A 26,847-nucleotide genomic window follows, 5' to 3' on the forward strand; every position below is an offset into this window, starting at 1 on the left:
GTTAGGGCCGGCGCGGGAAACGTCGGAGCATGACAGACGCCGCGTCCCTCGCCGACCGCGTTCGGGAGGGCGAACTCCGCCTCCACGAACTCGAAGCACACGCCGACGCCGACGTCGCCGCCGAAGCACGCCGCCTCCTCGTCGAAGAGCAGTCGGGTGCCTCGCTCGACGCCGTTGGCAACTACGGCTTCCCCGCGGAGGCCGCCGAAACGGCTATCGAGAACATGGTCGGTACCATCCAGGTACCGCTGGGTGTCGCCGGTCCCGTCACCGTGAATGGGGCCGCCGTCTCCGAGGAGAAGTACCTGCCGCTGGCGACGACCGAAGGCGCACTCCTCGCGTCGGTCAACCGCGGGTGTTCGGTCATCAACAGCGCTGGCGGTGCGACCGCGCGTGTTCTCAAGTCCGGGATGACTCGTGCACCAGTCTTCCGCGTCGCCGACGTGGCCGAGGCCGAAGCACTCGTCTCGTGGACCCGCGACAACTTCGAGGCGCTGAAAGAGGCCGCCGAGGAGACGACGAATCACGGCGAACTCCTCGACGTGACGCCGTACGTCGTCGGGAACTCCGTCTACCTGCGGTTCCGGTACGACTCGAAAGACGCGATGGGAATGAACATGGTCACCATCGCCACCGAGGCGGCCTGTGACGTGGTCGAATCCGAGACCACCGGGTCGCTCGTCGCCCTCTCGGGGAATCTCTGTACCGACAAGAAACCCGCCGCCATCAACGCCGTCGAAGGCCGCGGCCGAAGCGTCACCGCCGACGTTCGCATCCCGCGCGACGTCGTCGAAGAACGGCTCCACACCACGCCCGAGGCCATCGCCGAACTCAACACACGCAAGAACCTCGTTGGGTCTGCGAAGGCCGCGAGTCTCGGCTTCAACGCCCACGTCGCCAACGTCGTGGCCGCGATGTTCCTCGCTACCGGGCAGGACGAAGCGCAAGTCGTCGAAGGTGCGAACGCTATCACGACGGCCGAGGTCCAAGACGGCGACCTATACGTGTCGGTGTCGCTCGCCTCACTCGAAGTCGGAACCATCGGTGGCGGGACGAAACTGCCGACGCAGGCCGAAGGCCTCGACATCCTCGGCATCCGTGGCGGTGGCGACCCTGCGGGGTCGAACGCCGACGCCCTCGCCGAGTGTATCGCCGTCGGGTCACTCGCCGGCGAACTCTCGCTCCTCTCTGCGCTCGCGTCGCGGCACCTTTCGAGCGCCCACGCGAAACTCGGTCGGTAACTGGGTTTCGCCGAGAACTGTTGTCACCTGACGGTGGCGCTGCTGTGAGCGTCCCGGTCTCTCGGGGCGTCTCGCCCCAACTGTCCGACTCGCGGACGATTTTCACACCCTCAGAATATCGGTTCAATTTATAGTTGTGCCACGGCGAGTCACGAGCATGTTTACCATGTCAAGCACTGATTTCAGTGTACACATGCGGGGGTGCGAGGAAGCAGGTTCGACCATCCCGATTACGGACCTTCCGGACGAAGTCACCTCACTGGACGACCTCGAGTGCACGTGCTGGGACGAGTTCGACTCGTTCGACGAACTCCAGTAGACTCGTCCCGTCTGTCGGGTGCCGGCAAACGCCGATGTTCTCTCCGAGTGTTGGCCGTCGGGTCACTCGCCCACGAACTCACACTCCTCTCTGCACGCACGTCGAACTGGGTCGGCAACCCAATCCCGGAATTGCCGATTTCTGTACCTAGAGGCCTGCTATCTGGTTTTTTGACCGTTAAACGTCCCCATGAAATGAGAACCGAGTCTTCGCTTGAAGCCTACACCTCACGTACATACAGGTCGCAATGACCGAAACAACGCAGGTGTCGGTGGGTGAAACGAGAACGTCTACCGGGAGTCCGTGGGTATTTTTCGGTGTTACGTATTTCATCACGTGGTCGTTTTGGTTGGTCGCTATCGCACTCGGCATCTCGTTCGAAAGCGCCACAGGGTTGGTCTTGTTGCTCGCTGGACTCGCCGGCCCGGGTATCGCCGGTATCGGGTTCACGTACCTCGTCTACGGTGAGGAGGGCCGACGGGACTTCTGGAGACGCCTCACGGATGTCAGTCGAATTGGGGTCAAGTGGTTCCTCGTCATCTTGTTCCTCCCACTCGCGATTAACCTCGTGGGAGCAGTAGCGGATATCCTCCTCGGAGGGACCGGTGCAACGTGGAGTGAAGGCGTCAGAGGCTTCGCAGTGAGTCCGCTCGCGATACTTCCGGCGATATTCTTCGCGACGCTTCCACCGTTCGTCGAGGAGTTAGGATGGCGCGGCTACGTGTTAGACCGGCTTCAACTCCGCTGGAACGCCCTGACCGCGAGCGTCATCTTGGGTATCGTGTGGGCGGTGTGGCACCTCCCGTTGTTCTTCGTCGACGGGACGTACCAGTCGGGACTCGGCGTCGGGACACTGGAGTTCTGGACGTTCATGGTCGGGGTCGTCGGCCTCTCCGGGGCGTTTAGCTGGGTGTTCAACAACACTACTCGCAGTACGCTCGCAATCATCATCTTACACGGGATGGTCAACTTCACGGGTGAGATAATCGCGGTCACGCCGCGTGCCGACGCGATTGCGACCGTCTCGTGGGTCGGACTGGTCGTGGTCCTCGCATTGGTCTGGGGCGCGAAGACGATGACCAGCGCGGACGAGGTACCGCGACCACCGCCGGTCGCTGTGAAACGGTAAACAGTCTCGGTGGAGGGGCGCCGACCAGTGCGTTTCTGCCTCTCGCTCGTCGCCGCTCGCAACCTCATCGAGTGTGCCAGTCGGGTTCGGGGCTAGATGGTGCCGGTGCTTCCCGCATCGTTCTTTAGTTTCACTGGAGAGTCGACGCTTCGTTCGTGCGCCTCTCGTGCTCTAGCGCACTCCATCGACCGATTCGGCGTCTCGCGTCTTCGTTCACTTTCACTCCGCACCCGTGGCTCGATTTTAATCCTTTCTCGCTGGTAGGTTCACAAGCGTCCGTCGGTGAGCACCCGCGGGCGTATCCACACTCCCACCCCAACCCATGTCCGTACCCACCTCCAGTATCGACCCTGAATCGGACGACGACCACGACGTGCGGCGTCTCGCGCGAGGCCTACGACTCCTGAAGTTGGTACTGGGTGTCGTCGCCTCCGCACTCACCATCGCGAAACTCCTCGGGTACCTCTGAAACGAAAGCCGACCTCGAACGCTCAGAGGACGCGGTACCGGCCGCCAGACTCGGACACCTCACCACGGCGGCGGAGTCTCTCCAGCACGTCGCGGGCTTTTTCGTCCGGGACCCCCTGTTCGCTCACCGCGGCCACGATTTCGTCCTCGGTCGGCCTGTCGCCGTTCCGAACTGCGTCTTTGACGGCAGTCACGCGGTCCACCGACCCAGACGACGCGGCGCGCCCGTGTTTCGCCTGTTCGCCAGCATCGAACACTTTGTCGGCGTCGAGTCCCGACTCTTCGAGGTACTCGCGGTCGTCGATACCCGACTCGTCGACCTGTCTGTCGAGTTCCGAGACGTGTGCCACCTGCGCGAACGCCTCGCTGTCGCCGTGTTTCTTCGCCAAGAGCGCCGCCCGCGCCTGTCTCGCGGCGTCACGGTCTTCCGACTCGAAGAACCGCCGAAGTCTCTTCGTCTGGTGTCGCGTGCCGCACCGCGGGCACGTCGCCGTCTTCGACTCCTGTGGGTTCGAGAGCAACCACATGTTCGCACAGTCCGTACACCCGACCACCGCGTACATACTCGTGAGTTGCCCGTCATCTGATTTGAACGTTCGGGGGCGTGACTGGGTCACGCCCGTCGGTTTTATCTCGGCAGCGAGTGGCCTGTCACCATGGACCGCATCTCCATCGACGACGTTGAACCAACCGAAGCGGCGGACGACGTGTACCTCGCACTCCTCGCTGGCGGCGACGAGATGAACGTTCAGCACTTTCGTATCGAACCCGGCGCGTCGGTTCCAGTTCACGACCACCCGCACGAACAGGTGGGGTACATCGTCGCTGGCGAATTGACCTTCGTTGCGGGCGACGACGGCGAGGAAATCGTCGTCGGCCCCGGCGACTCGTACTCACTCGCGGGTGGCGAACCGCACGGTGCAGAGAACCGTGGCGACGAGACGGTAGTCGGTATCGACGTGTTCTCACCACCCCGAGACAACCCCCCGTGGATGGACTGACGAGCAGACACACATTCGACCCACGGGCGACCGTTTCTCGTGCTTGTGAGTGTCACACATCCACCACTGTGAGGGAGAAAGCATTTATCAATAGGTTGTAACTATCTAACCGACAGTAGTCCCTAACTATGCCCTCCCCCCGCGTATATCAACTATGGATAGCGTCCAGCCTGCCGAACGACCTGCTGACGACGGTACGTCACAGGCGGCGATGAGCCGAGTCGCACTCTCGCGAGAGCCGTGGCTCTGGGCGTTCGTCGGTCTGTGGGCACTCTTCGTCAGTGGCCTCCACTTCGGTGGGCTGGCCTACGGCATCTACACGAAGATTTGGTGGTGGGACCTGCTGACACACTCCCTGTCGGGGTTCGGCGTCGCTGGCGTGTTGTTCCTCGTCTTCCCGCGGACGTTCGACGGGAATCGCGCTCCAGTCGTCGTCGCCGGCATCATCTTCGCCATCGGTGCAGGCTTCGAACTGTACGAGTACCTGTTCAAGGACTTCTGGTACGGGTGGTCGGCAGCGTACTACGCTGAAGACACCGCCACTGACCTCGTCGTCGACGTCCTCGGCGCACTCGCGTTCGTCGTCCTCGTCGACGGCGTCGTTCAGTTCACGAGTGATGCGCAGCGTCGACCCGACTCCCAACCGCCGGGCAACCACGCGAACATTCGGTCTGACGGCGGTGGTGCGTCAGTTCGCTCTGGCGATGACGCCAGTTCGTCCGGCGACGACGCCCCGTCGCGGCGGTGACGCTCTCTCCTCTCCGACTCTGCGTTAAATTAACCCACGACCTGTTTCTCGCGGGGGATAACGTACATATTCCCGATTCACTATCACCCAATATGGACCCGTACAGCACCCGTCCTCCACGGCGGATACCAGACACCCCGAACAGCGCTCTGCGCCCCACCCGCCTCGAATGCTGAGACAGACGTGGGAGCAGATGGTGGCACCGCGCTGGGAAGAACGTCCGCGAGAGATGGCTATCGTCGCCACGTGGGGCGGTGCAGTCACCCTCACTCACTTCGTGAGCATGGCGTTGTACCTCTACACGAAGATTTGGTGGTGGGACATCTTTGTCCACGCCGCCTCCGGGTTCGGTGTTGCAGCACTGTTGTACGTCTTCAAACCGAGATTGCTCCGGTCGCCTATCGCCTTACTCGTGGTCCTCCCGATGGCCGTCGCCGCCATCGGCACGTGGTTCGAGGTGTACGAGCGACTCTTCACCGACTTCTGGGTCGAGTGGTCGATGGCATACTACCTCGAAGACACGGGCGTCGATATCGTCGCCGACACCGCCGGCGCGTTCGTCTTCGGACTCGTTCGGCCGTTGTTCGACCTGCTTCGGCGGTGAGATGTCGCTCTTCGGGCAGTCGAAAGAAGAAATAGTCGAGGCCGGTTGGCCCCGGTGAGAGGGAGACTCGTTTACGCGAGTTCGTGAATGTATCCAGAAATCGAAGATTTCTGGCTGCTCAACGAACTCGTTTACGCGAGTTCGTTGATGTTGCCGAGCAGAGCTCGGCAGACCCACTAACTGGCTTACGCCAGTTCGTGAATGTTCTCGACGACCTTGTCGGCGTACTCGCTCGTGGCGAGTTTGGTACCGCCTTCGATCTGGCGGTGAAGGTCGTACGTGACGTCGCCCTCGGAGATGGTCTTCTCGACGGCGTCGCGGATGAGTTTGCCGGCGTCCTTCCAGCCCATGTACTCGAACATGAGACGGCCGGAGAGAATCATCGCAGTCGGGTTGACCTTGTCCTGACCCGCGTACTTGGGTGCGGAACCGTGGACGGGTTCGGCGAGACAGAGACCTTCACCGAAGTTCGCACCGGGTGCGATGCCGAGGCCACCAATCTGTGCGCCGGCGGCGTCGGACATGTAGTCGCCGTTGAGGTTCATCGTCGCGATGACGTCGTAGTCGGCGGTGCGGGTGAGGAGTTGCTGGAGCATGTTGTCGGCGATGCGGTCCTTGACGACAACCTTGTCCTCGGGCTTCTCGCCGTCGTACTCTTCCCAGAGTTCGTCCTCGGTGATGGTGACGTCGCCGAACTCCTCTTCAGCGAGTTCGTAGCCCCAGTCACGGAAGGCACCCTCGGTGAACTTCATGATGTTGCCCTTGTGGACGAGCGTGACGGAGTCACGGTCGTTTTCGAGGGCGTACTCGATTGCCTCGCGGACGAGACGCTTCGTCCCGAATTCGGTGATGGGCTTGATGCCGATGCCGACTGGGCCGTCGTGGATGACGCCAGTTGCGCCCATCTCCTCTTCGACGAACTCCTTGACCTGCTGGACTTCGTCGGTGCCGGCTTCCCACTCGATGCCGGCGTAGACGTCCTCGGTGTTCTCACGGAACGTGACCATGTCCATCGCCGAGGGGTTCTTGACGGGCGATGGGACACCATCGAGGTGGTACGTCGGGCGGACGTTCGCGTACATGTCGAGCTTCTTGCGGAGCGCGACGTTCAGCGAGCGGAAGCCTGCGCCGACGGGCGTCGTGAGCGGGCCCTTGATGGCGACGCGGTGGTCGCGGATGGCGCTGACGGTGTCTTCGGGGAGATTCTCGTCGTACTTGTCACGGGCAGATGCGCCGGCGTAGACGCGCATCCAGGATACAGAGCGACCCGTCGCCTCTGCGGCAGCGTCGAGAACCTTCTGTGCGGCTGGACCGACGTCCGTTCCGATTCCGTCGCCGTGGATGATCGGAATAATCGGGTTGTCGGGAACAGAGAGTTCGCCGTCCTCGAACGTGATTTTCTCGCCGCCTTCAGGAACCTCGATCTGGTCGTAACTCATGAACAATCAGGGGTTTTCATTGCGGTGTAAAAGTCCTGCCGTTCTCCCGCTCGTTCCGCAAATATCTCCGTCTTTCGTGGGTATTCGATACGTTTACCCACGACCTGCGAGTGCGCGTACGTATGCGAATTATCCTGCACGGCGGCGCCGGTGGCGTCCCCGACGAACCCGAACCACGACAGGCCGTCCTCGACGACGCCGCAAACCGCGGGGTCGCGGAGTCAGACCCGCTTTCGGCGGTCGAAACCGCGGTCCGCGTCCTCGAATCCGACCGCCGGTTCAACGCGGGTGTCGGCGGCGCGGTGCAATCCGATGGCGTCGTCCGAACCGACGCCGGCCTGATGACGAGTGACCGCCGTGCTGGTGCCGCGGCCGGGATGGAGGGCGTCGAACACGCCGTCTCTGTCGCCCGGGCCGTCCTCGAAGATACACCGCACGTCCTGTTAGCGGGCGACCCTGCGGTCGATTTCGCGGCCGACGTGGGGGTCGAAACCGGTGTCGACCTGTTCACTGACGAGACGCGTGAGCGCTGGAAGGCCGCCGATGCACCGGACGGGTCGCCACGAGAACACCTCGACTGGCTTGCCGACCGATTTGGCGGTAGTACGAGCGACCCCACCGCAGAGGCGAGTGATGGACAGGTGCAGTCGACCGACTTGCCGGGACACGATACAGTCGGTGCCGTCGCAACCGACGGTGAGACGTTCGCGGCCGCGACTTCGACCGGCGGCCGGTGGTTCGCGCTCGCCGGACGCGTCGGCGACGTGCCACAGATTGGCTCCGGGTTCTACGCCGCGCCCGCAGGTGCGGCGTCGACGACCGGCGCTGGCGAGGATATCGCTCGCGTGACGCTCGCCCGCCGAGCAGTTCGCCACCTCGAACACGGCCGTGACGCACAGACTGCCGCAGACCTCGCCATGGAGGAGTTCGGCGAACTCACCGGGTCGTCGGCAGGTATCATCCTCCTCGACGACGAGGGATTCGGGTCGGCGTTCAACTCCGACGGGATGCAGACGAGTACGGCGTCTCGGTAGTCTGGTCGGCACAGACGACGAGTCGCCACCACGGTTTTTTCGCTCCGGGCCATCTCACGTGACATGAGCGACTGGACTGCCGACGACGTACCTGACCTCTCCGGGAAGACTGCCGTCGTCACCGGTGCGAACAGTGGCATCGGGTTCGAAGCGACGAAACTGTTCGCCGAGAAGGGCGCGCACGTCGTCATGGCCTGTCGAAGCCTCGACAGGGGGAACCGGGCGATGGCAGATATCCGGGCCGACGTGCCGGCAGCGTCGCTGACAGTCGCCGAACTCGACCTCGCAGACCTCGATTCGGTTCACCGCTTCGCCGACGAGTTCGCCGACGACCACGGGGCGCTCAACGTCCTCTGTAACAACGCCGGCGTGATGGCGATTCCGCGACAGAAGACCGAACAGGGTTTCGAGATGCAGTTCGGCGTCAACCACCTCGGTCACTTCGTGCTGACCGCCAGACTGTTCGCGCACCTCCGCGACACGCCGGGCGAGACGCGCATCGTCACAGTGTCGAGTGGACTCCACGAACGCGGTCGGATGAACTTCGACGACCTCCACGGCGAACGCGGATACGACGAGTGGGACGCCTACGCCCAGAGCAAACTCGCCAACCTGTTGTTCGCGTTCGAACTCGACCGCCGCCTGACTGCGTCGGGTATCGACGACGTCGTGAGCGTCGGTGCACACCCCGGATACGCCGCGACGAACTTACAACTCCGAGGCCCCTCGGAGACTGGGTCGACCGCCCGGTTGTGGATGAGCAAACTTGCGAACGCCGTCTTCGCCCAGTCCGCTGAGATGGGGTCGCTTCCCCTCGTCTACGCGGCGACCGACCCGTCTGTCGAGAGCGGCGACTACGTCGGTCCGCAGGGTCTCTTCGACATGCGTGGCTATCCGGGGCCAGCAGAACCGAGTGAGCGAGCGAGAGACCAAGAGACGGCCGCGCGACTCTGGGAGGTTACGGAGACGCTGACTGACACCCGATTCCGACTCGCGTAACGGCCGTCGGCGGGACACCATACCCACCGGTCCGAGAACCAGAATGCGGCGAGATAGCCAAATACTGCCGAGTGCTATGGAGGAACATGACACGTTCGTCCATTGACGTTTCACAGACCTTCACAGACGCCATCGTTTCGACAGTCCGCACGACGCTCGGCGACTCCCTCCGAAGCGTGGTCTACTTCACCCGCGACGACTTCGAGACGCTCTACGTTCGACAGGACCTCTACGGCGGCGACGAGGAGAAGATTCGCTCGGTGAAAGGTGCCCTCGTCGAAAACGAGCGAGCAGCGTTCGGACCACAGGAGACCTACGGCACGACCGGAACGGACAGCGAGGGTTCCGAAGGGCCGGAGTTCGGCGAGTACGAGTTCACGCTTCGCGTGTTCTCGGACGGGTTCGTCGGCCGGGCCGTCGTCGGCGACCACGGCATCATCGTGACCACCGACGAACTCGAATTCTCGGAGTTCGAGGAGATGGAAGTGGCAATCTGCCAGATACTCGAAGAAGAAACGACTGCCTGAGTGGCGGACGAGGCCACCGAACCGACGGTCGCTCGTGCCCGACGCACAGCCAAGCAATTCGTTTTTGTAACCGTGTTCAATACGAGTGTGTATGGACGACCCTGAGGCAGACAGTATCACCGTCTACTCCGACTACGTGTGTCCCTTCTGTTATCTCGGACGCGAGTCGCTGAAGCGGTATCAGGAGACACGTGACGAGGCACTCGACATCGACTGGCATCCGTTCGACCTGCGGAGTCAGAAGCGTCGCCCCGACGGAAGCATCGACTTCTCTGTGGACGATGGGAAAGACGAGGACTACTACGAACAGGCGAAACAGGGCGTCCGTCGCCTCCAGGACCGGTACGACGTCGAGATGAAGCAGGAGATTGCAACCGACATCGACTCCCTGCCCGCACAAGTCGCGTCCTACTACGTCAAGCAACACTACGACAACGAGACGTGGCTTGCGTTCGACGTGTCCATCTTCGAGGCACTCTGGCAAGAGGGCGAAGACATCGGAGACGAAGCGGTCCTCGTGGAACTCGCCGAAGAGGCAGGTGTCGCGGGCGACGAGATTCGGTCCGCGTTGGACGACGACACACTCTTCGACGAAGTCCGTGAGCAGTTCGCCGAGGCCCAGCGACACGGCGTCACCGGTGTTCCCACGTTCGCGTACGACGGATACGCCGCCCGGGGAGCAGTGCCGCCGGAGCATCTGGAACGACTCGTCGAAGGAGTCTGAGCCGTTTCTCGACGGTTGTTCTGGTCTCGCAATCTGATATCCCACCCACCAGCCTAGGTTAATCATGTTAGCTGTCGTAGATTTCACCATGACCAAGCGACACCACCGCTGTAACCTCTGTGGAAAGGACTTCGACACCGGCGACAAACTGAAAGCACACGTGGAAAAGCGACACCCTAAAGAAGACGTTCGCTGGTGGGTCGTCGCCGAGAACCCCGAGAAAGACCTCAAGTTCTCCCGGTGAACGTGGGGCGGGGCGAGTGGGTGTCCTCTCACTCGAGGTGCGTCTCGAACCAGTCGGCCGCGAGGTCGGCAACGTCCTCCAGTTGTCCCGGGCCTTCGAACAGGTGACCTGCACCCGGAATCACCTCCAGTGACTTTTCGCAGTCGAGGCTCTCGTACGCGTCGCGGTTGAGACTGAGGACGGGTTCGTCAGCGCCACCGACGACGAACATCGTCGGTGCGGCCACGTCTGAGAGACGCTCTTCGGCGAGGTCGACGCGACCACCCCGAGAGACGACGGCGTCGGTCTGGCCACCGAGTTCCGCCGCCGCGAGCAGTGCCGCCGCCGCGCCCGTACTCGACCCGAAGTACCCAATCTTCAGGTCGCGCGTGTCATTTCGACCCCGAAGCCAATCGGTCGCCGAGAGGAGTCGCTCTACCAGCAACGGAATGTCGAACCGTGTCTCGTAGGTCTGGTCTTCTTCTTCGGTCAAGAGGTCGAATAGGAGTGTCCCGACGCCGCGTTCACGGATGACGTCCGCGACGTAGTTGTTCCGTGGACTCTTTCGACTGCTTCCACTGCCGTGCGCGAAGACGACGAGGCCGGACGCACCCGTGGGAATCCCGAGGTCACCTTCCAGTTCGACGCCGTCGGCGGGTATCGTGACCGGTGTCGGTGTCGTGTCAGCCATACGAACTGATCCGTCGCCGACTGACTTATTTCTGTACGGTAGCGGCCCTGTAGGCGGCGATTTTGGTATTTTCAGGTGGACAGATGTTCGGGTATTACACAATTAATGTTAATAGAATATCTCGTGTACACTCACGAGCATATGGTGAGTGTTACCGAACTACGTACAATGTACGAGCAGATGGTGACTGCTCGGTACTACGAAGAGCGATTACAGGAGGAGTATCTGGTCGGCAAACAACCGGCGTTCGACATCTCTGCCGGACCGATTCCCGGGGAACTACACCTCGCCGCAGGACACGAGTCTTCGGGTGCTGGGGTCTGTATCCACCTTCGAGACGACGACACGGTGACGGCACCGCACCGACCGCACCACATCGCCATCGCGAAGGGCGTCGACCTGAAGAAGATGACCGCCGAGATATTCGGCCGCGAGACGGGACTGTGCCGCGGGAAGGGAGGCCACATGCACCTGTTCGACCCGGACGTAAACTTCGCGTGTTCGGGTATCATCGCGCAGGGATGTCCGCCAGCAGTCGGCGCTGCGATGGCGGCGAAAAAGCGAAACACGGACTCGGTGGCCGTCGCTTTCCTCGGCGAAGGGGCAATCGACCAAGGTGGGTTCTTGGAGTCGCTCAACCTCGCGGCGGTTCAAGACCTCCCGGTCGTTTTCGTCATCGAAGACAACGATTGGGCGATTAGTATGCCGAAAGACCGCGTGACGGACGTGGAAGACGGGTCTCGACGCGCGTTGGGATTCGACATGCCCGGAGAGCGAGTCGATTCCGACGACGCCGTCGCCGTCTACGAGGCGGCGGAGAGAGCCATCATGCGTGCCCGCGACGGCAACGGGCCGTCGCTCATCGAGGTGCAGGTCCACCGTCGGATGGGTCACTTCATGGGTGACGCCGAGGCCTACCGGCCAGAAGCGGACATCGAACGCGCCAAACAGCGCGACTCTATCGAGCGACTGGCCGACGACCTGCGAGCACACGGCGTGGAAGACGACGAACTCGACGAGATTCGAGAACGTGCGCACGAACGAGTCGACGAGGCTATCGCGTGGGCCAAAGAGCAACCGGAACCAGACCCGTCGACGGCGTACGAGAACGTCTTTACGAACCCGCCAGCACAGGCGGCGACTGACGGTGGTGCGAACACGTCGGATGCGTCGTCCGATGGCGACGAGGGAGGTGACCAATAATGGCGACTGAATCACGAGACTTCACCGAAGCGACAGAGACGGACCGCGAACTGACCATGAGTCGCGCGATGGTCGAAGCCATCGCGTGGGAGATGCGCGAGAACGAAGAGGTGTTCTACATGGGCGAGGACGTCGCCGACTACGGCGGCATCTTCTCCAGTACGACCGGCCTCTTAGACGAGTTCGGGCGTGACCGCGTGATGGACGTTCCCATCAGCGAGACTGCCTTCCTCGGTGCCGCCGTCGGGGCGGCACAGGCCGGCATGCGGCCGATTGCCGAACTGATGTTCGTCGACTTCTTCGGCGTCGCCATGGACCAAATCTACAACAACATGGCGAAGAACACCTACATGAGCGGTGGGTCGTTCTCCGTCCCGATGGTGTTGACCACCGCCGTCGGCGGCACCTACAACGACGCCGGCCAGCACTCCCAGACGCTCTACGGGACGTTCGCACACCTTCCGGGCATGAAAGTCGTCGTCCCGAGTACGGCCTACGACGCAAAGGGCCTGATGCACAGCGCCATCCGCGACGACGACCCGGTCGTCTACATGTTCCACAAGCGCCTGATGGGCCTCGGGTGGATGCCCTCGCCGCCGGGCCCGAAGACGGGCGTGCCGGAAGAAGACTACACGATTCCGTTTGGCGAAGCAGATATCAAGCGCCACGGGAGCGACGTGACCGTCGTCACCCTCGGCCTGCACGTCCACCGGGCACTCGACGCGGCGAGCCAACTCGAAGACGACGGCATCGACGCCGAAGTCGTCGACCTGCGAACGCTCGTCCCCCTCGACACCGAGACCATCCTCGACTCGGTCCGCAAGACCGGCAAGCTCCTCGTCGTCGACGAGGACTACCAGTCGTTCGGCGTGACGGGCGAAATCATCGCCCGCGCGGCGGAAGGCGCACTCGACGACCTCTCGGCGGTCAAGCGCCTCGCCATCCCGGACGTGCCGATTCCGTACGCTCGGTCACTGGAAGACGAAGTCAACCCCGGCACCGACGATATCGCGGCGGCCATCCGCGAACTCCACGAATGAGCGGGACCGTAGACGCAAACGGAGGACGCGTATGACGGAGACCGCCGATGTCGATTCGGCGTCCATCTGGCCCGACGACGCAGACGACGTAGACGAGGGCTACCTCGCCAACTGGTTCGTCCGCGAAGGGTCCGCCGTCGACGAAGGCGAGACAATCGGCGAGATGCAAGTCGAGAAAGTGAGCATCGACGTGACGGCACCGACGAACGGGACTGTCACCGAACTCGTCGTCGCGGAAGGCGGCGAGTTCACACGCGGCGACGTCCTCGCTCGGATTCAACCGAGCGCCTGAGGACGACCATTTTTCGGGGCTAGCAGGGGGAAATGTCGTCGCCGCTGGTGCGTTCGACACTCGTCTCGTTCACGAGGTAGAACGCCTCCGAGACCGAGTCCGCTTCTTCGTTCTCCTTGCCGTACCAGTATGGATGCGTCACGTCCACGACGACGCCGTCAGCAGAGCGTTCGACGACAGTGGCTTCTTTGCTCGCCGTTGTCGGCGTCGTTCCCCAACTCAGGAGACAGGTAGCGTTCTGAAGACGGGTTTCGAGGTACGCTTCCTCGGCGGCGAGCGCTCGTGCTTTGGCGTCCTCGTCTGAAATCTCGGCGAGTGGAACTTCTGTCTCGGAATTCGGTGTTGCCGTCTGGACTTTGGTCGTCTCGGAGTGCGTGGTGGTCGTGTCATTATCACCAGTCGGCGCTTCACCGAGGCACCCGGTGAGTCCAATTCCGGAGATGAGAGCGACGCCGGTACGCTGGAGGACACGTCTCCGGGGGCGAGGAGTGGTCATAGACCCGTCTGTGAAGCGGACCAGAATATGTTTTCTGCTCGACTAGACCGAGTGGGTCGGTCGTGTCGGTCACGCTACGACTCGTGCTCGCCGTTCTTCGACCGGTACGTCTCGCCAAGCGCCCGGTTCATCAGCACAGTGTGCGCCTCGACTTCGTGTGCATCGTCGGCGGGGCGAAGTTGGTGGTAGCGCCCGTCGGCGTCCATCACCCACCGGCGGCGGTTGTCGGAGAGGAGTGCTTCGAGTACGGCGTCGAGTTCGACCCGGAGCGACGGGTCTACGACGGGTGTGATGGCTTCCACGCGGCGGTCGAGGTTGCGCGTCATCCAGTCGGCCGACCCGACGTAGTAGTCGGGGTCACCCGCATTCTCGAAGTAGAAGATACGCGAGTGTTCGAGGAACCGACCGACCACGCTCGACACCGAGATAGTCTCGGAGATTCCGTCGATTCCCGGTCTGAGGCGACAGATACCGCGCACCACGAGGTCGATATCGACGCCGGCCATCGACGCTTCGTAGAGTTCGCGGACCATCTCCGGGTCTTCGAGCGAGTTCATCTTGGCGACGATGCGGGCGTCGCGTCCGGCGCGAGCGTGGTCTGCCTCTCGGCGGACGAGTCGGGTCATCTCCTCACGGAGGTTGGTCGGCGCGACGAGGAGTTTTCGGTACGACTCGTGTCGGGAGTGCCCGGTGAAGTAGTTGAACAGGCGAACCAGGTCGTGGCCGATATCCGGGTCGGCGGTGAACAGACCGAGGTCGGTGTAGAGTTTGGCCGTCTGGGAGTGGTAGTTCCCAGTCGCGACGTGTGAGTAGAGTTGGACGCCGTCGTTCTCTTCGCGGACGACGAGGGCCGTCTTCGTGTGCGTCTTCAGCCCGATAGTCCCGTAAGCGACGTGGATACCCTCTTCTTCGAGACGGCGAACCCACCGCAGGTTGTTCTCCTCGTCGAACCGGGCTTTGAGTTCGACCATCACGGCGACTTGGATACCGTTGCTCGCGGCCTCGATGAGTGTCTCGATGACCTCCGAGTCGGGCGCAGTTCGGTAGATTGTCGCCTTGATTGCGAGGACAGACGGGTCGTTCGCCGCCGCACCGAGGAACGTTCCGACAGTCCCGGTAAAGGAGTGATACGGGTGGTGGACGAGCACGTCTTTGCGTGCAACCTCGGCGAAGAGGGCGCCCGGGTCGTCCGTAGAGAGGCCGACGAATCGCGGATGAGGTTGCGGGTGCCACGGGTCGACTTCGAGTTCTTGCCGGTCGAGGTCGAACAACGTCGTCAACCCCGTGAAGTCGAGGGGAATCTCTCGCTCGAACACCTCCCTGTCGTCGAGGCCGAGTTGTTCGACGAGGAGGTCACGGACTGCGTCCGGGGTGTCGTCTTCGACCTCCAGACGGACGACTGTCGCGAAGCGACGTTGGCGGAGCACGTCCTCTATCATCTCGATGAGGCCCTCTGCGACCTCTTCGTTCCGCCGGACTTCGGCGTTCCGCGTCACGCGGAACGTCGACGCGTCGAGGACTTCGACGTTCGGGAACAGCAAGTCGAGGTTGTGCTCGATGACACGGGCGAGTGGAACGAACCGCGTGGGAGCGTGGGCGGTGCGGCCAAGAGTCTCGCTGTCGGCGTCCATGGTCCGTCCGACGATGTCGTCGACATCGACCAGTCGCGGTCGGTTCCCCGGAACCTTCACGCGGGAGAACTTCGTCGGCGCGTCTTCGTGCTCTCGCGTGAGTACCGCGAGCGACAGCGAGAGGTTCGAGATGAACGGGAACGGGTGCGCCGGGTCGAACGTAAGAGGCGTGAGCGTCGGGAGGACAGACGCTTCGAAGTAGTCGCGAAGGGCGGCCTGTTCGTCCGACGACAGTGCGTCGTAGGCGACGATTTCGATGCCAGCGTCTGCGAGGGCGGGGCGGACGAGGTCACGGAAGCAGGCCGTCTGCCGGTCGAGGAGGTCACGGGCGCGTTCTAAGACGAGCGTCCACTGTTCGTATGGGGTGCGGCCGTCGGGTGACAGTACCGTCACGTCGGCGGCGATTTGCTGTTTCAACCCGCCGACCCGTTTCATGAAGAATTCGTCGAGGTTCGAGGTGAGAATCGAGAGGAACTTGACACGCTCGAACAACGGGTTGCGCTCGTCCAGCGCTTCGTTGAGCACACGTTCGTGGAAAGAGAGTTCACTCAGTTCGCGGTTGAGATACAGCGACGTGTCCGAGAGGTCCGCGGTCTCTGGCACCACCGGCGCGTCGGTGAGGGGTCCGACGCGGACGGGTTTAGTCGTCGGGCTCTGGGCAGTCGTCGCCTGCCCCCCGTCGTAATCGATTGGCTCACCGCTGTGCGCCTCGTCTTCGGACATGTACTGAGCAAAGATGGTACCGCGACGGTCTTTAGTCCGCCGCCCGTTCGTCGCTCAGACGAGGTCGGTCGTCAGAGCACGTGAAGACCGGGTGCTGCCTCAGGCCAGCGCGGGTTGCCGGGGTTCGAGAATCTTCGAGTCTTTCCGCGACTCGTGAGTCACGTCCACGTCGATAGAGACGATTTCGTCCGCGTGGAGGTCGTACGCCGAGAGTGCGCCACCGTAGACTGCGCCAGTGTCCAGACCCATCGCGTACCGGAACACTGCCGGGTGCGCCATGACGGTGTGTCCGAAGAAGACGCGGTCTGGCCCGTCGTAGTGTTCGAACCAGAACGGCCCGTCGTAGCTATCGCCGGGGTTCATCGCGCGCGTGTTTTCGAGTTTGTCGACGTCGTGTTCTTCGAGCGGAACCTCGGGGTGGACGCCGCCGTGGACGACGAGTGCACCGTCCCACGAGATGGCGACCGGGAGGTTCTCTATCCACGCCAGGTCGTCGTCGGTGAGGGCGTCTATCTCCTTCGTGCCGCGGATGAGTTTCTCTTCGTTGTTTCCGCGGACGGTGAGGAAGTTGTCACGCTCGCGGACGTAGTCGACGACACCTTTGCTGTCGGGGCCCTTCCGAACGAGGTCACCGACGAAGACCACGAGGTCGTCGTCCGAGGGGTCGATGCGGTCGACGAGTCGTTCGAGCGCGGAGAGACACCCGTGAACGTCGCCGGCGACGTACACGTCGTCCCACTCGTCGATGTCGACTCGGTGGTGCTGTTCGGCGACGTCGGGGTGGAAAGATGGTACACTCATGTGGGCGCTATCTTCTGGTATCAAGAACTGGCACTTTAGAAAGGGTTACTAGTTGTAGAATGTTGAGCTATATAGTCACGGGAGCGCGACCCATGGACTCGGGTCGGTGACGGTTGGTGTGGTCCCGCCCGTCCCGCAATCGCTTTCCGGCGGGGCCTCGAATCCGGGGACATGAGCATCGGACCCCTCGACGACGAGACAGTCGAGAAGTATCGAGAAGCAGGGGAGGTCCTCCGAACGGTGATGGACGAGTCGGCCGAGATGGTCGAACCCGGTGTCACCCACCTCGAAGTGGCCGAATACGCCGAGGAACGAATTCGCGAACTGGCAGACGGGTGTGCGTTCCCGGCCAACATCAGCGTCAACGAAGAGGCGTCGCACGCGAGTCCGGGACGCGACGACGACACCGTCTTCGGCGAGGACATGGTCTGTCTGGACCTCGGTGTCCACGTCGACGGCTACATCGCCGACTCGGCGGTGACCGTGGACCTCTCGGGCAACGACGAACTCGTCGAGTCCGCCGAAGAGGCACTCGACGCCGCCCTCGACATGGTCGAAGCGGGCGCGCACACCGGGAAAATCGGTGCCGAAATCGAAGACGTGATTCGCGGCTACGGCTACACGCCGGTTCTCAACCTCTCGGGTCACGGTGTCGAACAGTGGGACGCCCACACCGACCCGACCATCCCGAACCGTGGTGCCGACCGCGGCGTCGAACTCGAAGTCGGCGACGTGGTCGCCATCGAACCGTTCGCAACCGACGGGTCCGGCAAGGTCACCGAAGGGTCGAAAAACGAGATATATAGTCTCGTCCACGACCGCTCGGTCCGCGACCGGATGTCCCGCAAACTCCTCGACGAAGTCCGCGAGAAGTACAAACTACTCCCCTTCGCGGCACGCTGGTTCGAAGGTGGTCGCTCCGAGATGGCCATCCGTCGCCTCGAACAGCAGGGCGTCCTCCGCGGGTACCCCGTCCTGAAGGAAGAAGAAGGCGCGATGGTTGGACAGGCCGAAGACACCGTCATCGTCACCGAAGACGGCTACGAGAACATCACTCGGTAAGTCCCACGAGACTGCCGTCCGGTTTCGGAGATACCTGCAACCGAAACGGCTTGCATCCCCCCGTTCGTTCACCCCGCCATGGACCAACTGTTCGCCCCGTGGCGCATCGAGTGGGTGACTCGTGACGGAGACCAGGATGCAGACGACGACTCCTGTCCGTTCTGTGCACTCCCCGAACGTGACGACGACGCCGAGAGCAACATCGTCGCTCGCTCGGAACACTCGTTCGTCCTCCTCAACAACTATCCGTACGCGCCGGGGCACGTGATGGTCATCCCGTACCGTCACACCGGCGACTTCGCCGACCTCTCGGACGAGGAACTCCTCGACCACGCCCGGTTGAAATCGCGTACACTCGCCGCACTCGACGCCGCGTTCGACCCCGACGGGTTCAACGCCGGCGAGAACCTCGGTGGGTCGGCCGCCGGGGGGTCTATCGACGACCACCTCCACACGCACGTCGTCCCTCGCTGGACCGGTGACACGAACTTCATGCCGGTCATCTCGGATGCGAAAGTGCTCGTGCAGGCACTCGACGACTCGTACGACCACCTCCACGACGCCTTTGCGGGACTCGACGGGGGCGTCACCGACGGAGACGACTCGGCCGTCTTCTTCGATTTAGACTGACTCAAAAACTCTTGTGAACCGCGTCTAAACGCCCGCTACCACCCGAAGCTCATTTGAACCCCACACCCGAATGCCACGGTAATGGAGCGGAAACGGGCCATCCGTCGGGTCGCTGTCGTCGTCCTCGTGGCGAACGTCCTCCTCGTCCTCGGCAAGGGGGCGGTGTGGTGGACGACGGGGAGTCTGGCGGTCGGGTCCGAGGCGGTGAACAGTCTCGCTGACGTCATCTACAGCACGATTATCCTCGCCGGTCTCTACCTGACGACGAAACCGCCGGACTTCGAACACCCCCACGGGCACGAGCGAATCGAACCGTTCGTCTCGCTGTTCGTCGCCGTCGGTATCTTCGCGGCGGGTGGGGCCATCCTCTGGCAGAGTACGAGCAGTATCCTCGACCAGAGTTACGGCGGGGCCGCAGGGACCCTCGGTGTCCTCGTCCTCGTCGCCGCCGGCGTCTTCAAGTACGTGCTCTATCGCTACTGTTTGAACGTCGGCAAGGAGAGCAACTCGCCCGCCCTCGTGGCGGCAGCACTCGACAACCGCAACGACATCCTCACGGCGGCGGCGGCACTCGTCGGTGTCGTCGGCGCGCAGATGGGCTACCCGATTCTCGACCCACTGGCCGCGATGGTCGTCTCTATCGGCATCATCTACACTGGCTACGAAATCGTCCGTGACAACGTGAACTATCTCGTCGGTGCTGCGCCGCCGGAGTACCTCCGGGCACTCATCGTGCAGACGGCACTCTCACACCCCGACGTGCAGGGCGCACACGACGTGGTCGCCCACTACGTCGGCCCGGAAATCGACGTGAGTCTCCACATCGAAGTCGAGGGCGACATGACGCTCACCGAGGCTCACGACATCGAGACGTGGGTCGTTCAGGCCATCCGCGACATCGACGAAGTCGACGACGTGTTCGTTCACATCGACCCCAAGGAACTCGGCGAGTGGAAAGACGACCACGACGAAGACCGGTTCACGATGTTCACCCCGGACGGCGGTGACGACAGATAGGCTCTGACAGCGACGTAGTCGCGGTTAGAGCGCCTTCTGAAGTTCGAGTCGGACCATCCCGAGATACGGCACGTGAAACTGCGCCTTCGCTCGTATCCACTGCGGACGGACCGGTGGCGCGATTCCTCTCGCCTGGTCGTAGTAGTCGTTGTTGTCGCCGCGAGTGATGTACCCCGCGTGTGGGGCGGGGCAGTTGCGTAACGCTGCACACGAATCTGCGCCGGCGACGTACGTCTCGTTGGCCTCTTCGTACCAGTTCTCACCCGCCTCGACGGCGAATACTGCCCGGTGAATTATCGGGGACCCGCGCCGTCCCGGTGGCGCGTAGACGACGACGTCGCCGGCGTCGCCGATTCGCGCGTACCCCTCGCTTGCGTTCGCCGTAACCACGCCGAACTCGTCGGCAGCAGGGCCGGTGAAACGCCCCTTCTCGGTGACGACCACGAGGTCACCACGTTCGAGGGTTGGCTCCATACTGCCGCTCTCGACGGCGACCAGTGGTGGCCAGACGCCAGTGGCGACGAAGAGGAGGGCACCGACGACGAGGATGCCGAGGACTATCTGGAGGGTGTCGCGAGCGACGATTCGTGAGAGTGGCGGACCGTCAGCAGACACACACGATACTCTCGGAGTCGAACTAACAACCTGTCGGTGAGGGACCTTCGAACAGAACGGTTAGACGACCGAGCGACCTCTCTCGAATCGTGACCGACTACCATCTCCGACCATCGTTCCCCGACCCAGAGACGTACGTGACCCTCCGTGAAGCCGCTGGGATGGCCCCTCGTTCGCTCGCCGCCGCGAAGCGAGGACTCCCGAACACGATTTTCGGTGTCACCGTCGTGAGTGGCGATGAGGACGACGTCGACGATGGAACAGTCGTCGGTATGGGTCGTCTGGTCGGCGACGGTGGGACCGTCTATCAGGTCGTCGACGTCGCAGTTCACCCAGACCATCAGGGCAAGGGTCTGGGGACGCGCGTGATGGACGCTCTCGTCGACTACCTCGACAAGGAGGCCCCGCCGTCGGCGTTTGTGAATCTCTTCGCCGACGTCGATGGCTACTACGAGCGATGGGGGTTCGAACCGACGGCCCCGGCGTCGAAGGGCATGTTCCTGCGAGTCACCGAAGACGGGGTTCGCGGCCGGCGCGAGTGACACCGCCACCAGAACGGCTTCAAGCCCCGTCACATATCGAACGAAGCTTTAAGGCCGACTCCGCCGCAGACCGCCTATGGAATCGGACGACAGCACCGACTACTACGACACGTGGGCACGAGTCTACGACGCAGAGGGGACTCCCACACGAGACGTGTCGTACTACGTCGACCGGGCCGTCGACGTCGGTGGACGCGTCCTCGAAGTTGGGTGTGGAACGGGCCGAATCTACCTCGAACTCCTGCGCGCAGGCGTCGACGCGGACGGAATCGACCTCTCGATGGGGATGCTCGACCAGTTGCGCGAGAACGCGGCGGCAGACGGACTCGACCCCAACGTGTGGCAGGCGGACATGCGAGACTTCACCGTCTCCGACCCGTACGACCTCGTTATCGTTCCCTTCCGGGCCTTCCTTCACAACCTGACCATCGACGACCAACTGTCGGCCCTCCGTTCACTACTCGATGCGACGGCAGACGACGGCGAGTTGGTGTTGAACTTCTACGCGCCGGACTGCGAGTTCGTCGTGGAGAACTACGGGACCGAAGAAGTCGAAGCGGTGGAGATAGACGGCGAGCAGTACCGAGTCCTCCACCGAGCAGACTTCGAAGACGAGGTGGCGGGAATCGTGAGAGGCGAGAAGGTGCTGTTCGACGAGAACGACGACGTGGTCGTCTCGGAGTCGTACCGACTCAAGTCGGTGACGAAACGGGAGTTCGAACTCCTGTTACGACTCGTCGGCGCGTCGTCGTGGGAGGTGACGAACTTCGACGGCGACCCGCCGACGTCGGTGACAGACGAACTCGTGTGGTCGATTAGCCCGTAGTCGTCAAAGAAGAATCGACGGCGTCTCTCAGGCGGTTGCTGGGTCGACTTTCGCTTCGACCGGTTCGCCGAAGGCGTACACCGTCTGATGGGCCGTGACAGTCACCCGCACGAAGTCACCGGGTTCGAGGCCGTGTTCGGAAGCGTTCTGGACGATGATTTGCCGGTAGGCCTCGTCGCGGCACTTCACCGAGTCGCCAGTTCCCTCTTCGACGACGAGCACGTCGTGTTCGGTGCCGACCATCTCCTCGTAGGCGGCGGCGACGATGTCCATCTTCGCTTCTGACATCTCCTTCGACCGCTCTTTCTTGATGGTCCCTCCGAGGCCCTTCAGGTCGGCGGCGTCGGTGCCGGGGCGCTTCGAGAAGCGCGTGACGTTGATTTTCTCGGGGCGAATCTCGCGGAGGAGGGCCATCGACTTCGCGTGGTCTTCGTCGGTTTCGGTCGGATAGCCGACGATGAAGTCCGTCGAGAGCGTCCAGTAGTCGAGCGTCTCGTCGAACGTCTCGACGATGTCGCGGAATTTGTCGACGCGGTGTTGTCGGCGCATGTGTTCGAGCACCTCGTCAGACCCCGACTGGACGGGGGCGTGGATGAAGTTGTAGAGGTTGTCGTGCGTGGCGAACACGTCGGCGAGTTCCTGACGGATGCCGTGGACGCCGCCGGGGTTGGCCATACCGACGCGGACGCGGAACTCGCCGTCGATTTCCGAGCAGATGCGGTCGAGGAGTTCCGGAAGCTTACGGTCGCCTTTGTCCCATCCGTAGACGCCCGTGTCCTGTCCGGTGATACGGAGTTCTTTCGCGCCAGCGTGGACGAGGGCGCGGGCTTTCTCGACGTTCTCGTCGACGGATGGGGAATCGACACGCCCCGTGGCGAACTTGGTGATGCAGTACGAGCAGTTCGACATGCACCCGCGGGCGATGGGGAGGATACCGACGACGCCGTCCAAGACGGGTTCGACGCCCGGTCCCGGCGTCGGGCACTCACCGTTGGTGACGGCCGTGGGCACGTCGTCCCAGTGGAGAATCTGGGCGTCGATGCCTTCCTCGCGGAAGTCGTTGCCCTGTGCCAACGCCATGCACCCGGTGATGACGAGGTCAGCCGTCTCCTGTTCGAGTTCTTTGGCCCGACGGAGCATGTTCCGCTCCGTCTTCTCCACGACCGTACAGGTGTTCATGATGGCGACGTCGGCTTCCTCGGGTCCGTCGACGCGGTAGTGACCGGCGTCGCGAAGCGCACTCTCGATGGCACGGCTCTCGCCGCGGTTCGAGGTACAGCCGTACGTCTCGATGTGGTATCGGGCCATTCGGTTAGTTCAGGTATCGGGTCCGCGGCCAAAAACGACGCGGTATCCGACGAGAGTGCGGCACGCTCGGAGACGGGCGCTCCGGTCGCCGGTGCTATCGAGTGAACAACAACGCTCCGACGAGTGTCAGCAGGAACTCGGACCAACACTGCCCGAGGCTGAACGAAGACCGGAAGACGGACGAGAGACACGGAAGCAGTTGCAAGAACCCGACGATGAAGCAAAGCAGACCGACTGCGGACAGGATGCGGTGGAGTGTCGTTCGGGACATCGGTAACAGGGACGTGTGTATCAGTGAGTACCGAGAAGACGCTAATGAATGTTCGCCAACATAAATGTGGAGTGTCGGGCACACACCGAGTCTCGAGTCGGGCCTGAGACAGTCACGATGGCTCTCTGTCCCGGAGTATCAGCCACCAAAGAGACTCTCGCCACCAGTATTATCCGATGAACGACGAACATAATTCATTCTCTCAGACGTTGTATATTGATTCGCTATGGAACTCAACCTACGCGCGATTGCATACGGTTTCGCTGCAACGCTCATCATTGGCCTCCTCAGTGGCCTCACAGTGCCGTTTACGAGCTTCACACTCCCGACAATCGGCTACATACTGACTGGGATTATCGGTGGGTTCGTCGCCGGATACATGGTCACCACTGGGTGGACTGACGGCGCAGTGAACGGTCTCGTCGGAACGACGCTCGGTGCCATCTTCGTGGCAATCGGCCTCGTCCTGTTCAACATCCTGTTCACGGGCGTGTTCTTCGGCCTGACCACGTTCGCGGCGGCCATCGTCATCATCGCCATCGCCGGCATCCCCGGCGCACTCGGTGGCGCACTCGGAACCATGATGAAGGAACGCTCGGCCGCCCGCCGCACCCGACCCGTCGCCTGAGTTCGACTGGCGAGCGTCTCGCAGCGCAGATTCGACCTTTTCGACAGACTACCTATCCTTGCGGACGCGCTCCGACCGTCGGGACGAAAAGCTACTTGTCACCCTGTTATGAATTCAAGGGCAGATGAATTCACCCGCTACACCCTCCACTCACCCCACTCCGAGCGAACGGGGTGGTCCTCAGTCTCGCCGCACGCTCCGGCGGCGTGACCTCCTCCAACTCGTCGGGTCTGGGGTACTCACCGGACTCGCGGGGTGCCTCGGTGGCGACGACAGTGTCGATGACGACGACTTGCCCGAAGGAACGCAGTTCGACGCGGACTGGCCCACCTACGCGCAAGACGACGCGAACACCGCCTTTCTCGACGACGGACGCGCCGTCTCCGACCCCGTCGTCGAGTACGAGGCGGACTTCGGGATGCCGACGTGGGAACCGGCGGCTATCGGGTCCGTCGCGTACACCGCCAGCGACCCGATTCACGTCGTCGACGCCGCTGCGGGCGAGGAAGTCGAAGTCGTCCCCGGCGACACGTGGGCGACGCCTGCCGTCCTCGACGGGTCACTGTACTCGTCGGGCATCACCCACCATGGCCCCCGTCGAATGGGTGTCTATCACGCCGAAACTGGCCGCGACTTCCGTAGCATCGAACTCCCCGCTAGACCGACGACAGCGCCCACCTTCTCGAACGATAGAGAGACGATGTTCCTCGGCCTCCGAGACGAGCGTATCTGTGCAGTCGACCTGGACTCGGCCGAGGTCAAATGGACGCGAGAACTCTTCGGCGACGTTCACCGCCCCCTCGCAGTCAACCTCGGGTTCGTCTTCGTCGTCACCGAAGGCCAGCGACTCTACTGCCTCGGCACCGACGGAAGCGGCTATTGGCAAGCCGCACTCGAAACCGCCGAACCGGTCGCACCGGTCGTCGGCGACGAACGAGTGTACATCGCTGGGTGGGACCGCATCGCTGCGCTGGAAAAGCGGAACGGCAGTGTCGTCTGGGAAGACGACGAAGGCGTTCACAAGCGACTCGCACTGGACGGCGAGCGTCTGTACGTCTCCAGAGGCGACCTGCGTGCACTCGACACCGCGACGGGTGAAGAACGCTGGTCGTACTCGCCGAACGAGGGAACGTCGGCCGCGAGCGTCGTGGACGACACCGTCTACGTCGGCACCGGCGCGGGCGAACTGGTCGCCCTGAAACGCGATGGGAACGGATTGGCTGGGAGTCGCGAGCGCTGGACTATCTCGCTCGGCACGTACGTCGGCCACTCGTTCGCCTGTACCGACCGCCGGGTGTTCTGCCCCGTCATCCGCGACGACGGCCTGATGAGCCTCACCGTCGTCGCCGACGCGTCGGTTTCTGGGGCGGGAACGACCGCGACGGCAGGAGGTGAAGCGGCGTGAGACTCTCCAGACGCGACGCGCTCAAGGCAGTCGGGGCGGGCACACTCGCTGGCCTCGCGGGGTGTCTCGGCGGTGACGACGAAGGCTCGACAGGCGAGGGACGGGGAGATTGGCCACACCCGAACTTCTCGCCGGAAGGAACCAGCTACAACCCGCGTGCAGTCGGTCCGTCCTCGAAACCGAGCGAGGCGTGGGGCGTCGACGTCGGTGGGCTTGCACTCGGACGTCCGGCGGTCTCCAGCGATACCGTCTACTACGCGACGGGGAAGTCGCTTCGGGCGTTCGCCGTCGACGACGGCACGGAACGGTGGTCGGTCGACGTCGAGTCACAGAGCGGCTTTCGGTCGCCGGCGACTATCGATTCCGACCACGTCTACATCGGGCAGACAGGCGAGAGAACGGGCGTCCTCGCGTTCACCCACGACGGCGAGGAGGTGTGGCACGCACCGACCGAGTCGAGCGTCCTGGCATCCGTCGTCCGGCCGAATCCAGACGCCGACCACCTCTACGCCGCAGACACCGACGGCTACGTCTTCCGAATCCGAGTGAGCGACGGGACTATCGGGTGGAAGACCCGTGTGTTCGGACCGGTGGTTCGACTCGCTTCTCGGTGGGACGAAGTCGTCGTCGGCACCGAAGCAGGAGAAGTCGTCGCCCTCCTCGACGGAGGTCCGGGGCACCAACCGACCGGGATGTGGCGGACGAAACTGCCCGGGATAATCCAGTCACTCGCCACTACCCGCGGGGGCGACGTCGTCGCCGGCGCGTTCGGGGCCGGTGTCGCCCGACTTCGAGGCGCGGCCCGCGCCGGGCGTGTCGGCTGGCATCAAGAAGCATCCTCACCGCATCGCTCGGTGGTCGTCGGCCCGGACAACGTGTTTGCGACCGACGGAAGCGGTATCCACGCCTACGACGTCGACGACGGGTCTCCGTCGTGGAAGGCCGACGGGGACTTCTTCGCCCCGCCCGCGGGTGCTGGCGACACCATCTTCGTCTCGGACACGAGCGACGACGGCGGCGTCATCGCGTACGACCGTTCGGGCGGCGTTGGTGTCGGGGACGCGAGACTCGGGAACCACCGCTGGAAGCACCCGCTCGAAGGTGGTGCCACGACCGGACCGACGCCTGCGCACGACTCGGTGTTCGTCGTCGAATCGGGACCAGAAGACGGGTCGGCGAGATTGGTTGCGCTCCGAACGGAGTAAAGAAC

At 63.0% G+C, this 26,847-nt stretch carries 32 protein-coding genes; 23 read left to right on the forward strand and 9 right to left on the reverse strand.

Annotation, left to right across the window (positions count from 1 at the left end):
• Positions 1-29: 29 nt before the first annotated feature.
• From hmgA to GJR96_RS09765, 4 genes are all read left to right on the forward strand, one after another.
• Positions 30-1,241, forward strand: a complete 1,212-nt coding sequence (hmgA, locus tag GJR96_RS09755) for a hydroxymethylglutaryl-CoA reductase (NADPH) (protein WP_151162756.1) — start codon at positions 30-32, stop codon at positions 1,239-1,241.
• A gap of 193 nt (positions 1,242-1,434) precedes the next feature.
• Positions 1,435-1,560, forward strand: a complete 126-nt coding sequence (locus GJR96_RS18415) for a hypothetical protein (protein ID WP_255471328.1) — start codon at positions 1,435-1,437, stop codon at positions 1,558-1,560.
• Between the two features lie 349 nt (positions 1,561-1,909).
• Complete coding sequence (locus GJR96_RS09760; protein ID WP_225317732.1) at positions 1,910-2,689, forward strand: CPBP family intramembrane glutamic endopeptidase; 780 nt, start codon at positions 1,910-1,912, stop codon at positions 2,687-2,689.
• Positions 2,690-3,011: 322 nt separating this feature from the next.
• The gene (locus GJR96_RS09765) at positions 3,012-3,158 is read left to right on the forward strand and encodes a hypothetical protein (protein WP_154326207.1); all 147 of its coding nucleotides are present in this window, start codon (positions 3,012-3,014) and stop codon (positions 3,156-3,158) included.
• Between the two features lie 22 nt (positions 3,159-3,180).
• Here GJR96_RS09765 and GJR96_RS09770 read toward each other — a convergent pair whose 3' ends face one another.
• The gene (locus tag GJR96_RS09770) at positions 3,181-3,720 is read right to left on the reverse strand and encodes a DUF5817 domain-containing protein (RefSeq protein WP_151162758.1); all 540 of its coding nucleotides are present in this window, start codon (positions 3,718-3,720) and stop codon (positions 3,181-3,183) included.
• 93 nt (positions 3,721-3,813) lie between these two features.
• Here GJR96_RS09770 and GJR96_RS09775 point away from each other — a divergent pair, with 93 nt between their 5' ends.
• The 3 genes from GJR96_RS09775 (at position 3,814) to GJR96_RS09785 (ending at position 5,510) form a co-directional block, all read left to right on the forward strand.
• Positions 3,814-4,158, forward strand: a complete 345-nt coding sequence (locus tag GJR96_RS09775; RefSeq protein WP_151162759.1) for a cupin domain-containing protein — start codon at positions 3,814-3,816, stop codon at positions 4,156-4,158.
• Positions 4,159-4,369: 211 nt separating this feature from the next.
• Positions 4,370-4,906: a hypothetical protein gene (locus GJR96_RS09780; RefSeq protein WP_225317756.1), complete on the forward strand. Its 537-nt coding sequence runs from the start codon at positions 4,370-4,372 to the stop codon at positions 4,904-4,906.
• Positions 4,907-5,075: 169 nt separating this feature from the next.
• On the forward strand, positions 5,076-5,510 hold the full coding sequence (locus tag GJR96_RS09785) for a hypothetical protein (protein ID WP_151162761.1): 435 nt from the start codon (positions 5,076-5,078) through the stop codon (positions 5,508-5,510).
• A gap of 185 nt (positions 5,511-5,695) precedes the next feature.
• Here the strand turns inward: GJR96_RS09785 and icd are convergent, their stop codons facing one another.
• Positions 5,696-6,949 (reverse strand): isocitrate dehydrogenase (NADP(+)), encoded by a 1,254-nt coding sequence (gene icd / locus GJR96_RS09790; protein ID WP_151162762.1) that lies wholly within the window; start codon positions 6,947-6,949, stop codon positions 5,696-5,698.
• A gap of 122 nt (positions 6,950-7,071) precedes the next feature.
• On the opposite strand from icd, the gene GJR96_RS09795 reads away from it, so the two are divergent.
• The 5 genes from GJR96_RS09795 (at position 7,072) to GJR96_RS18115 (ending at position 10,477) form a co-directional block, all read left to right on the forward strand.
• A complete protein-coding gene (locus GJR96_RS09795) occupies positions 7,072-7,983 on the forward strand; it encodes an isoaspartyl peptidase/L-asparaginase (RefSeq protein ID WP_151162763.1) in 912 nt (303 codons plus the stop codon).
• Positions 7,984-8,046: 63 nt separating this feature from the next.
• A complete protein-coding gene (locus GJR96_RS09800) occupies positions 8,047-8,982 on the forward strand; it encodes an oxidoreductase (RefSeq protein ID WP_151162764.1) in 936 nt (311 codons plus the stop codon).
• An 86-nt stretch (positions 8,983-9,068) separates the two neighbouring features.
• A complete protein-coding gene (locus GJR96_RS09805) occupies positions 9,069-9,509 on the forward strand; it encodes a DUF7522 family protein (protein WP_151162765.1) in 441 nt (146 codons plus the stop codon).
• 91 nt (positions 9,510-9,600) lie between these two features.
• Entirely contained in the window at positions 9,601-10,233 is a 633-nt protein-coding gene (locus GJR96_RS09810) for a DsbA family oxidoreductase (protein WP_151162766.1), read from the forward strand.
• Positions 10,234-10,321: 88 nt separating this feature from the next.
• Positions 10,322-10,477 (forward strand): hypothetical protein, encoded by a 156-nt coding sequence (locus tag GJR96_RS18115; RefSeq protein WP_191965839.1) that lies wholly within the window; start codon positions 10,322-10,324, stop codon positions 10,475-10,477.
• 28 nt (positions 10,478-10,505) lie between these two features.
• On the opposite strand, the gene GJR96_RS09815 is transcribed toward GJR96_RS18115, so the two are convergent.
• Positions 10,506-11,147: a dienelactone hydrolase family protein gene (locus GJR96_RS09815; RefSeq protein ID WP_151162767.1), complete on the reverse strand. Its 642-nt coding sequence runs from the start codon at positions 11,145-11,147 to the stop codon at positions 10,506-10,508.
• Between the two features lie 168 nt (positions 11,148-11,315).
• Between GJR96_RS09815 and GJR96_RS09820 the strand changes: the two genes are divergently transcribed.
• Genes GJR96_RS09820 through GJR96_RS09830 form a run of 3 tightly spaced genes read left to right on the forward strand, consistent with a single transcriptional unit; the run spans position 11,316 to position 13,682 of the window.
• Positions 11,316-12,350: a thiamine pyrophosphate-dependent dehydrogenase E1 component subunit alpha gene (locus tag GJR96_RS09820; RefSeq protein WP_151162768.1), complete on the forward strand. Its 1,035-nt coding sequence runs from the start codon at positions 11,316-11,318 to the stop codon at positions 12,348-12,350.
• The gene (locus GJR96_RS09825) at positions 12,350-13,390 is read left to right on the forward strand and encodes an alpha-ketoacid dehydrogenase subunit beta (RefSeq protein ID WP_151162769.1); all 1,041 of its coding nucleotides are present in this window, start codon (positions 12,350-12,352) and stop codon (positions 13,388-13,390) included. Before GJR96_RS09820 ends, GJR96_RS09825 begins: the two co-directional genes overlap by 1 nt.
• A 31-nt stretch (positions 13,391-13,421) precedes the next feature.
• Entirely contained in the window at positions 13,422-13,682 is a 261-nt protein-coding gene (locus GJR96_RS09830; RefSeq protein WP_151162770.1) for a lipoyl domain-containing protein, read from the forward strand.
• A gap of 19 nt (positions 13,683-13,701) precedes the next feature.
• On the opposite strand, the gene GJR96_RS09835 is transcribed toward GJR96_RS09830, so the two are convergent.
• The 3 genes from GJR96_RS09835 to GJR96_RS09845 all read right to left on the reverse strand — a co-directional run bounded on the left by GJR96_RS09835 (position 13,702) and on the right by GJR96_RS09845 (position 17,333).
• Positions 13,702-14,178 carry a hypothetical protein gene (locus tag GJR96_RS09835; RefSeq protein WP_151162771.1) on the reverse strand — a complete coding sequence of 159 codons (477 nt, stop codon included), beginning with the start codon at positions 14,176-14,178 and terminating at the stop codon, positions 13,702-13,704.
• 74 nt (positions 14,179-14,252) lie between these two features.
• On the reverse strand, positions 14,253-16,532 hold the full coding sequence (gene ppk1 / locus GJR96_RS09840; RefSeq protein WP_151162772.1) for a polyphosphate kinase 1: 2,280 nt from the start codon (positions 16,530-16,532) through the stop codon (positions 14,253-14,255).
• A gap of 99 nt (positions 16,533-16,631) precedes the next feature.
• Complete coding sequence (locus tag GJR96_RS09845; RefSeq protein WP_151162773.1) at positions 16,632-17,333, reverse strand: metallophosphoesterase family protein; 702 nt, start codon at positions 17,331-17,333, stop codon at positions 16,632-16,634.
• A gap of 171 nt (positions 17,334-17,504) precedes the next feature.
• Between GJR96_RS09845 and map the strand changes: the two genes are divergently transcribed.
• From map to GJR96_RS09860, 3 genes are all read left to right on the forward strand, one after another.
• On the forward strand, positions 17,505-18,395 hold the full coding sequence (gene map, locus GJR96_RS09850; protein WP_151162774.1) for a type II methionyl aminopeptidase: 891 nt from the start codon (positions 17,505-17,507) through the stop codon (positions 18,393-18,395).
• Between the two features lie 78 nt (positions 18,396-18,473).
• Positions 18,474-19,025: an HIT family protein gene (locus GJR96_RS09855; protein ID WP_151162775.1), complete on the forward strand. Its 552-nt coding sequence runs from the start codon at positions 18,474-18,476 to the stop codon at positions 19,023-19,025.
• 81 nt (positions 19,026-19,106) lie between these two features.
• Positions 19,107-20,042 (forward strand): cation diffusion facilitator family transporter, encoded by a 936-nt coding sequence (locus tag GJR96_RS09860; protein ID WP_151162776.1) that lies wholly within the window; start codon positions 19,107-19,109, stop codon positions 20,040-20,042.
• A gap of 24 nt (positions 20,043-20,066) precedes the next feature.
• On the opposite strand, the gene GJR96_RS09865 is transcribed toward GJR96_RS09860, so the two are convergent.
• Positions 20,067-20,657, reverse strand: coding sequence for a S26 family signal peptidase (locus GJR96_RS09865; RefSeq protein WP_151162777.1), 591 nt, complete (start codon positions 20,655-20,657; stop codon positions 20,067-20,069).
• Between the two features lie 86 nt (positions 20,658-20,743).
• Here GJR96_RS09865 and GJR96_RS09870 point away from each other — a divergent pair, with 86 nt between their 5' ends.
• Positions 20,744-21,199: a GNAT family N-acetyltransferase gene (locus GJR96_RS09870; protein WP_151162778.1), complete on the forward strand. Its 456-nt coding sequence runs from the start codon at positions 20,744-20,746 to the stop codon at positions 21,197-21,199.
• Positions 21,200-21,275: 76 nt separating this feature from the next.
• The gene (locus GJR96_RS09875) at positions 21,276-22,025 is read left to right on the forward strand and encodes a class I SAM-dependent methyltransferase (RefSeq protein WP_151162779.1); all 750 of its coding nucleotides are present in this window, start codon (positions 21,276-21,278) and stop codon (positions 22,023-22,025) included.
• Positions 22,026-22,052: 27 nt separating this feature from the next.
• On the opposite strand, the gene GJR96_RS09880 is transcribed toward GJR96_RS09875, so the two are convergent.
• Both GJR96_RS09880 and GJR96_RS09885 read right to left on the reverse strand, forming a co-directional pair.
• Complete coding sequence (locus tag GJR96_RS09880; protein WP_151162780.1) at positions 22,053-23,333, reverse strand: tRNA (N(6)-L-threonylcarbamoyladenosine(37)-C(2))-methylthiotransferase; 1,281 nt, start codon at positions 23,331-23,333, stop codon at positions 22,053-22,055.
• Positions 23,334-23,427: 94 nt separating this feature from the next.
• Positions 23,428-23,604: a hypothetical protein gene (locus GJR96_RS09885; RefSeq protein WP_154326208.1), complete on the reverse strand. Its 177-nt coding sequence runs from the start codon at positions 23,602-23,604 to the stop codon at positions 23,428-23,430.
• A gap of 226 nt (positions 23,605-23,830) precedes the next feature.
• Here GJR96_RS09885 and GJR96_RS09890 point away from each other — a divergent pair, with 226 nt between their 5' ends.
• From GJR96_RS09890 to GJR96_RS09900, 3 genes are all read left to right on the forward strand, one after another.
• Positions 23,831-24,232 (forward strand): DUF5518 domain-containing protein, encoded by a 402-nt coding sequence (locus tag GJR96_RS09890; protein WP_151162781.1) that lies wholly within the window; start codon positions 23,831-23,833, stop codon positions 24,230-24,232.
• A 124-nt stretch (positions 24,233-24,356) separates the two neighbouring features.
• The gene (locus GJR96_RS09895) at positions 24,357-25,637 is read left to right on the forward strand and encodes a PQQ-binding-like beta-propeller repeat protein (protein ID WP_151162782.1); all 1,281 of its coding nucleotides are present in this window, start codon (positions 24,357-24,359) and stop codon (positions 25,635-25,637) included.
• A complete protein-coding gene (locus GJR96_RS09900) occupies positions 25,634-26,842 on the forward strand; it encodes an outer membrane protein assembly factor BamB family protein (protein ID WP_151162783.1) in 1,209 nt (402 codons plus the stop codon). The genes GJR96_RS09895 and GJR96_RS09900 overlap by 4 nt, the downstream gene beginning before the upstream one ends.
• The last annotated feature ends 5 nt before the right edge of the window (positions 26,843-26,847 follow it).

It is taken from the genome of Haloferax litoreum, assembly GCF_009674605.1.
GTDB lineage: Archaea > Halobacteriota > Halobacteria > Halobacteriales > Haloferacaceae > Haloferax > Haloferax litoreum.